This is a genomic window from Clostridia bacterium (assembly GCA_036562685.1).
Classification (GTDB): Bacteria; Bacillota; Clostridia; order Christensenellales; family DUVY01; genus DUVY01.
This window is the reverse complement of record DATCJR010000196.1, coordinates 1-1,919: the sequence shown is the minus strand read 5'-3', so window position 1 is coordinate 1,919 and position 1,919 is coordinate 1. Positions and strand designations below refer to the sequence as shown.

Sequence of the window (1,919 nt, the reverse complement as noted above, 5' to 3'; positions counted from 1 at the left end):
AGATAAAGGATCTAAAGTCTATAAACTCCCAAATAAGATTTTTTTATGATGTTTTTTGCCTTTCTATATTTTAACTGCCTATAAGTTTATCTTGGGCGGTTTTTAGGATTTTTAATTTATTTCATTTTTGGCCGTTGAGGGTCGATAATCGAAACTGGGTTAAAAAAGTGCTTTTTAATTCTTTGCGGATATTTTATCATTGTGAATCCGTCAAACTTAAGGCGTTCGCTTATCAACATATTATTTTGATAACTTATCAACATATTTTTGCTTACAGGGCAGAAGATATTAAAACCGTTTTCTTTTAGTACTTTCATTCGTCTGTCGGAGGGCAAAAAGTGTGTCCCAAAAGGCGGTATGTAAATATTAGTTTTACCTGTAATTGGTTCTATATAAGTCTTCCATTTTTTTAGGTCATTAGTAAAATTTTGAACACTGATTGAGCCGTTTTTGAACTTATTAGAATGGCTATAACTATGGCAAGCGATTTGCCAGCCGTTTAGTTTTAAAGCATTGGCAACTTGCTTGGCTTTTACCATATCTTTTTCTATTATGTTGCCTTTAGCATCAAATAATCTATAACCAAACACGCCTTGAAAGCCTGTTACAGCGACTATACCTTTTGCGCCCTTAAACGAAAAATCTGGATGCGACTCAACAAATTTATCCACAATAGGCATAACATCGCCTTCAGTGTCTATTATTTCACCAGATTTTGTCTTTTTAACGCAAGCAATTGATCCGTTTTTTAGCGTGATAAGTCTATCAGCAAAACCACAGCCTTTCATATAATCATAATAATTGACATCGTCTATCGAAATAATTAACGGCTTTTTATCTTTTGGTAAAAGCAATTCTTTTTTTGAACCATTAGCATCAATCAAAGAATTAATATCTATAAGAATAAAGTTGTTTTGATAAAGTTTATCTAAAATTTTTTTAAATTCTGAACGTGTAGTCATCCAGTTGTTATAGCCTTCGCGCATAGAGCTTTTGAACGCCATATTTGGATCTAGTATAAGACTATGAAAAAAGATATGATATATTTGACCGCTATATACTTCTAATGGTGTTTTTTCAATAACTTCTTGCTGGTTTATTTCAAAAGGCGGTTTTAATGGGTCGCTATATTCTTTTGCATTTATATAAAAAAAATTAGCATTAAGTAAGACTGAAAAATATGCAAGAAAAAATAAGATTAATAGCAATTTTTTCATATTTTTATTATTGATATTTTTTAATAAAAATATAAGTTATCATACAACATCAATGTTATAATATTTTTATATTATCGATTTCTAGGGGAATTTATGGGAACAGATATAAATCAGCAGTATAAAAAATTTGTATTGGATAAAGCCTTAAAAAAGACAAAACAAGAGCCAAAAGATATTCAAAAAGTTATAGATGAGATTGCAAAATACTTTAATTCTGACAGCGATGTAATTCACGCTGTTTTTGAAAAGCTCAAAAAAAACGACAGCTTTGATAACAAATCAATAGAAGTTGTTGAAGAAATAATCAATGACGGAATCGTAGAAAATCAATACCTAAAACTAATAGTTCCATTTTTTACTAATAAGACCAATTATAATCAGCTTAATAACAGCAACTTTGAAACAATAGATTTTTCAAGCGAAAAATTTATCAAGGCTATCAATGCGCTTTTTTACAAAAAAGGCGGACACGAAGGTGCGGCAGAAATTGCATGCGTTTATAACTATATCAAAAATGATATAGTTAACTTGGAATATAGTTTTGAAGAATATGAAAAAAAATTTGATTTTGTATTCAAGGATATAAAACTATTTGCTTTTGAAAGACGAATTAATTTTCTAGTTTTTGATGTCGAATTGAAAAAATGCAATGATTTGCTTCCGACATTATGTGACATTGCGGACTTTTCGAGCTTTATTTGC

Annotated in this window: 2 protein-coding genes; one reads left to right on the top strand and one right to left on the bottom strand. The window is 29.8% G+C overall.

Going from position 1 to position 1,919, the window contains the following annotated elements:
• Window positions 1-116 precede the first annotated feature (116 nt).
• Window positions 117-1,217 carry a polysaccharide deacetylase family protein gene (locus VIL26_08570; protein HEY8390979.1) on the bottom strand — a complete coding sequence of 367 codons (1,101 nt, stop codon included), beginning with the start codon at window positions 1,215-1,217 and terminating at the stop codon, window positions 117-119.
• Window positions 1,218-1,310: 93 nt separating this feature from the next.
• Here VIL26_08570 and VIL26_08565 point away from each other — a divergent pair.
• Window positions 1,311-1,919: hypothetical protein (locus VIL26_08565; GenBank protein ID HEY8390978.1), on the top strand; the 609-nt coding region annotated here is incomplete at its 3' end.